General features: G+C 76.3%; 1 protein-coding gene. It reads left to right on the plus strand.

The genetic code is table 11. The features are described from left to right. The coding region (locus GT030_RS05745) for an FAD-dependent oxidoreductase (RefSeq protein WP_161200139.1) at window positions 1–760 on the plus strand (760 nt) is incomplete at both ends.

Genomic DNA, 760 nt, shown 5'->3' on the forward strand with positions numbered 1-760 from the left:
CACCCGCCGTGCGCGCGAGCGGGCTGCGCGGCGGCCTGCTGTCCTGGGACGGCAAGGTGACCGACGACGCCCGCCTGGTCACCGCCCTGGCCCGCTCCGCCGCCGCCCACGGCGCGCGCGTCCTCACCCGCGTCCGTGCCCTGGAACTCGGCTCCACCGGCGCCCGCATCCGGGACGAACTCACCGGCGAGGAAGGGGAGATCAGGGCGCGTGCCGTGGTCAACGCGACCGGCGTGTGGGCCGGGGGCCTGGTCGAGGGCTTCCGCGTACGGCCTTCGCGCGGCACCCATCTCGTCCTGCGCTCCGAGCGCCTGGGCGCGCTCCCGGCCGGCCTGCACATACCGGTGCCCGGCGAGACCAACCGCTTCGTGCTGGTGCTCCCGCAGGGCGACGGCCGTACCTATGTGGGTCTCACGGACGAGCCGGTCGAGGGCGCGATCCCGGACGTGCCCGAGGTGCCGGAGACGGACATCGGCTTCCTGCTGGACGTGCTGGGCTCGGTGCTGGACGCGCCGGTGCGGCGGGACGAGGTGGACGGGGCGTTCGCCGGGCTGCGTCCGCTGCTGGACACCTCGGTGCCGGGCGCCCCCGACTCGGTGCGCACCTCGGACATCTCGCGGCGGCACGCGGTGCTGACCTCGGCGGACGGGGTGGTCACCGTGGTCGGCGGCAAGCTCACGACGTACCGGCGGATGGCACAGGACGCCGTGGACGCGGCCGTGGCCGCGCGCGGCCTGCCCTCGGCCCCCTCCCCCACCGC

The sequence above is a fragment of the Streptomyces sp. SID1328 genome, from assembly GCF_009865595.1.
Classification (GTDB): Bacteria; Actinomycetota; Actinomycetes; order Streptomycetales; family Streptomycetaceae; genus Streptomyces; species Streptomyces griseoluteus.